Raw genomic sequence first — 4,865 nt, forward strand, 5'->3', positions numbered from 1 at the left:
TGTGGCCCCGCAGGCGCTGGGCGCTTGGGCCGCGGTCGTCACTGGAGCGGGCGGTGGGATCGGACGGCAGACGGTCCGCGTCCTGGTGCGCCTGGGCGGTCACGTCGCCGTGGTCGGCATTGCCTCCAACAGTGCTCGACCCCGGGCTGCTCGGCGCGTACGGCATCGACCCGCCTCCTGCGCACGCCGACTCGGCGCTGCGCCGCCGCGCCGAGCTCCTGCGCCGCCACACCCCCGACGGCCGGAAGCTGCACGCGGCGCTCACCGCGGCGCGCGACGCCGGCGACATCACCACCGCGCTGCCCGGCCTGGACCGCGCTGACGCGGGCGCCGTCGCCGCCGCGACCGCCGCGGCGACCGCCTGGCTGGACTGGTACGCCACCCGCGCCGTGCCCGCAGGCGGCACCCCACCGGCATGGCGGCCGGAGCGGTTGGAGTACGAGCTGTCGGTCGCCGCGCCCGGTACGGCCGCAGCCGACGAGCGCGTGCTCGTCGCGAACGACCATGACGGCGGCCGGCTGGACTGGTGGTCGTTCGAGCTGCACCGCGGCGCGACGCTCGGCGCCACTGCCGACCCGGCGCCGCGCGAGGTCAGCTCCTCGACGCTGCCCGCCGGGCTCGTCCTGAGCGGGTTGCCCGCGTCGCGCTTCTGGGAACTCGAGGCTGGCGAGGTCAACCTCGACGCGGTCTCCGCCGCGCCCGAGGATCTCGGCCGGCTGCTGCTCACCGAGTTCGCCGTCGCCTACGGCAACGACTTCTTCCTTATCCCAGTCGAGGTCGACGCGGGCTCGGTCACGCGGGTCCGCAACCTCACCGTGCGCACCACGTTCGGCGAGACCATCCCCGTCCCCGCAGCCGACGACGCCGACCGCACCGCCGGCCGTGCCCCGTTCCGCCTGTTCCAGCCGACCGTCGGCGCCGGCGCCGCGGCGGGCGACGCAGTGCCGCTGCTGGTGGTGGTCCCACGGGTCGCCGCGGGGTTGGAAGGCGCGCCGGTCGAGGAGGTGCTGCTCGCCCGCGACGAGATGGCCAACGTCGCCTGGGCGGTCGAGCGGCGCGTGCCCGGCCCCGACGGCCGCGCCGCGGACCGCGCGGAGGCGGTGCACCGCGCCACCGCGGAGACACCGATCGCCGACGGCTCTCCACACGCGCCGTCGCTGCGCTACCAACTAGCCACGAACGTGCCGCCAAACTGGCTACCGCTGCTGCCACACGCGACCGCCGCGTCCGGCGCCGCCCGACCGGTCCTGCGCCTCAGCGGCCCCGCGCCAACCGGGCGACTGCTCACACCCGGCAGCGAGCTGCACGCCGAGCGGCTCGCGCGCGTGGGCGTCACGCTGGACCGGCGCGTGCAGCGCACCCGTGCCAGCGACGGCCGCACGTTGATCTGGATGGCCAGGCGCCGCTCCACCGGCCGCGGCGAGAGCACCAGCGGGCTGCGCTTCGACCAACTCATCGCCGAGTAAGCCCACGGCAAACGAGACGGGCAAGCCTTGCCGACGCTGCCCAACTACTTGCCCTGAAGCTCGGGTCGTTGGTCGGGGTCATCGACCAACAGGCGCCCGACATCCTCGCGCCGCTGCAAGAGATCGGCTCACCCGCCGCCCTGGCGGCACTTCAAGGGCGATGCGCCACACGATGCCCGCACACCGCGCTCGGCGATCCCGACGGTCTGCTGTGGTCGCGACGGCCGCACCCCGACCGGGTTCGGCGGGAGTGGCGGGGTCGTCGAAGTCCACGTCACGGTGTTGGATCGGCCGCAACCCTCTACCCGCTGACGACGGGAAGGAGTGCATCAGCTTTCAGCGCTCGTCCTTAAACGCCTCCACCCCATCCCACCAGTCGCGGTCGACGGGGTGGCCCGGTCCTTCGGACAACGAGCCACTCGGGTAGCCGAGGGTCCCGCGTACCCCTCAGCCAAGAGCTTCTGGCCGGTCTCGCACTCCATGAAGCCCACGACCATGCCGGCGGAGCAGCGACCAGGCGGGCCGCGACCAGGCCTCCTTTGCCCGCAGCGTCGGCCGGGCCACCCAGGAACAGACGGAACGTCTCGCGAGCGTCGGTCATGGCGTGAGAGTAGACATGGCCGCGCGGCTACTCCGGTAGCACGGGCCGTGTCCAGGCCCACGCGAGCGTGGAGAGCCACGCCGCGAGCAGTAGACCGCCGGCCGGCGGGTCCCAGCGCGCCAGCTCCTGGGCCCATGCGGTCGCCACGACGCCGTAGCCCAGGCAGATGAAGCCGGTGAACCTCAGTCCCGCGTTGCCGGTTTTCAGGTCGCGAACCTCCTTCCGCCAGCCCTCGTGACTGCCGTCCAGTTTCTCCTCCAAGCGCTTCTGACGCTGGAGGGCCAGGCTGCGGTCCTTTCTCGCGCGCTCGCGGATGACTTCGACCCAGGTGTCCGCGGAGTCCGCCCGGTCGAACAGGTAGCGGATTCGCTCCTCGTCAGTGTCGAAGTCGTCGTAACGGCGGTCGGGCGGGTCAACGATCACTCGCGGTGTTCCAACGGTCGCCCGGGCTACGGCCGGTTCTACTTGGATCGTGACCGACTGCCCCTGCCGGCCGAACAGTCGCCACCAGGTCCCGACGGTCGACGCCTTCATCCGCTGGAGCCGGCGGACCATCCGCCTCACAGCGGAGTGCAGGGGTGCGTACTCACCGATGGCCGCGTCCAGCTCGTAGGCCACGAGCAGGACACCGACGAGGCCGACCAGGCCGCCGAAGGTTCGGAAGAAGGTCTCGGACACCACGACTCCAGCGCGAACGTGCGTTCGGTCAGATGGTAGCCGAGCTGCCGTTGACACGCGCCGGGTGGCCGCCGCTTGCGCATGAGGGAGGATCGCATCCCCGGTCCTGATCTTCTCGGGTTCATGCGCATCACGGACGGCCTCGTGTTCGCCATATGTTTCGTGTGGTGGTGGGCGAGGGTTCGAATTGCGGTGGCGAATGCAGCGTGGTCCCGCCGAGTCAGGAGAGAGCCGGAGTAGCCTAGTGGACAATCACCCACCTGTCGGGCGGCCAGCACTTAGCCCTGATTCTTCACGGCTTTGACGCTGGGGCTGTCGTTTCGGGGTGACGATGCTGGGGTGGTGTTGCTCGTGGTCGTGGACTGAAGGGCGCGGCACCGGCGATGTGATCGGATGGTGTGACGGCGTGGTCGACGGACCCGCCGTCGGTGGGTGCGGGTCTGTCGGCAGGGGTGGCGGTTACGCGGGCGTGGGCAGGGCGTGGAGTCTTCGGAACGCCTCGGCGAGGTCGGTGGCCCATGGCCACGTGGCGTCGAGGTGCAGCGTGACGCGTCGGCTGCTGCGGGTGATGCGTCCGGCGACGTGCAGCAGCCGGTAGCGCACGGTGGCGGGCGTGGCGACGGCGAGGTCGCCGTCGAGCGTGAGGACGGCGAACCAGGCGAGCAGGTCTTGGGCGAGCAGGACGAGTTGCAGCCAGATCTGGTTGATCGCGAAGTCCGCCGATGGCAGGTTGCGCAGCCCGAGGGTCTTGGCGTCGCGGATGCGCTGCTCGACGCGGGCGTGCGCCCGGTGGCGCGCGTCGAGCGCGGCCAGGTCAGCGTCGGTCTGCGTGGTCAGCAGGGCGGTGAAGCGGTGCCCGTCGAGGTCATCGAAGGTCTGCTGCGCGCCCGGGTGCAGCGGCTCGCGGCGCACCAGTATCCGGGTGCCCGCCGGGTACGCCGACACATCCACCGAGCCGGTGATCTCGGTGACGTGCGCGCCGTCACGGACCTGGCCGTCCTGGCGCACCGCCGGTGTCCAGTCGACGGGGCGGGAGGCGGCGATGCGGATCGCCGCGCGTACCTGCTCATCCAGCCGGGCGCCAACGGAGAACCCCACGCCGGCCTCGCCGAGATACCCAAGGAACGCCTGGCTGGAGCCGGCCGAGTCCGCGCGCACCAGCACCCGTGCCGGGTCGACACCGTCGAGCTGGTCGATGGCGGTTTCGAACACGTCGATGTGATCGGCGGCGGTGTTCGCCCCGGCATTCCCCGCGCGCAGCTGGCCGGCCAGCGCTTCGCCGGTGCCGTCGTCGCGGTCGAGATAGGCCAGCAGCGGGTGGAACCCGAAGCCACGTTTGTAGGTGCCAGCCGCCGATTCCTTGTCGGAGTGCGCGGTCACCAGCGTCGCGTCCACATCCACACACACCAGCCCCGACCCAGCAGCGACAGCGGGCGGGGCGCCGCCGCGGCGCCACACGGTCGCACGCACCCGCCGGCGGGCCGCGTCCAGGCGGACCACCGACAGCTCATGTCCGGCGAGGTCGGCCACGCGCCGCCACGCGGTCGAGTCCGACGCCACCGGCCCGTCCAGGTCGGCCTGGCCGCGCAGCGTCTCGATCGCGGAGAAGTCATCGCCGCCGTCGGCCAACATCACCACAAGATCCCGCAGCACCGCGCCGGGCTCGTGGACCAACCCGGCGCTGCACACCGGCGCCGCCGCGGCCGACAGCGCGTCGGTCAAGCCGATGCGGTCGGCCAGTTCGCGCAGCGCGGCGGTGCCCGAATGGCTGAGCAACCCGCGGCCGTCCACGGCAACACCGAACCGTGCGCGACGGCTGTTACGATGCACCCGCAAAGTGAACCCCTGCCCCTCGAGTGGCGACCTTCAGCAAGCCGCATCCTCGCAGGTCAGGGGCTCTTTGCGTCCCAACCCGAACGCGTCACACCCCAACCGCGTGAAGAGTCAGGGCTAGGATGGGCGATCCATCGCCGTGGGATGCCGGCACGGCGCTGCAGGAGTGGATTGCGGCAAGGTCGGCCGCCCTATCATCTCACTCCGACGCTGTAGCCGTTGCACTCGGATATTCGCAGCCTCTACGGTGGAGAGAGGAGTGTCGAGAGATCTGGCGGACTGAGCTC

Annotated in this window: 3 protein-coding genes; 1 reads left to right on the plus strand and 2 read right to left on the minus strand. The window is 71.6% G+C overall.

The features are described 5' to 3' along the window. Positions 1-119: 119 nt before the first annotated feature. Positions 120-1,466, plus strand: a complete 1,347-nt coding sequence (locus VFZ70_02660; protein HEX6254690.1) for a hypothetical protein — start codon at positions 120-122, stop codon at positions 1,464-1,466. Positions 1,467-2,094: 628 nt separating this feature from the next. On the opposite strand, the gene VFZ70_02665 is transcribed toward VFZ70_02660, so the two are convergent. Both VFZ70_02665 and VFZ70_02670 read right to left on the minus strand, forming a co-directional pair. Then, positions 2,095-2,745: a hypothetical protein gene (locus VFZ70_02665; GenBank protein ID HEX6254691.1), complete on the minus strand. Its 651-nt coding sequence runs from the start codon at positions 2,743-2,745 to the stop codon at positions 2,095-2,097. A gap of 459 nt (positions 2,746-3,204) precedes the next feature. After that, positions 3,205-4,575, minus strand: a complete 1,371-nt coding sequence (locus VFZ70_02670; GenBank protein ID HEX6254692.1) for an IS1380 family transposase — start codon at positions 4,573-4,575, stop codon at positions 3,205-3,207. Between the last annotated feature and the right edge of the window lie 290 nt (positions 4,576-4,865).

The organism is Euzebyales bacterium, from assembly GCA_036374135.1.
In the GTDB taxonomy this organism is placed as follows: Bacteria; Actinomycetota; Nitriliruptoria; order Euzebyales; family JAHELV01; genus JAHELV01.